1 protein-coding gene is annotated in these 260 nt (G+C 49.2%); it reads left to right on the top strand.

Annotated features, from left to right (window positions below; genetic code table 11):
* Window positions 1-19 precede the first annotated feature (19 nt).
* On the top strand, window positions 20-260 hold a 241-nt coding region (locus ACPYOI_RS36455; RefSeq protein ID WP_481424228.1), incomplete at its 3' end, for a hypothetical protein.

The raw sequence follows: 260 nt of genomic DNA, 5'->3' as shown, positions 1-260 counted from the left end.
GTGTAACCAGAGACTCCGGGTGAAAGAAAATACTAACCAGACCGAGGAGTTACGCTATTACCGTGCCGTAAGAGCTCGTTTCATGCGCCATTTATCTGAATGCCTTAAGCCAGAAAATGGCGGCGTTATCCGTGACGTTATCTGGGAACTGAGGGTGCTGAGCAGTGCTCACAGTACGACCAAAACAGGTTTTTACTATGTCGATAGCAATCGCTCGGCAGCGAAAGGACTATTAACCCGCCTGCTGATGAGGATGGTCA

It is taken from the genome of Rhizobium sp. SVR5-2C (assembly GCF_056755115.1).
Note: the sequence above shows the minus strand (reverse complement) of the source record. Positions and strands in the feature narration are given on the sequence as shown.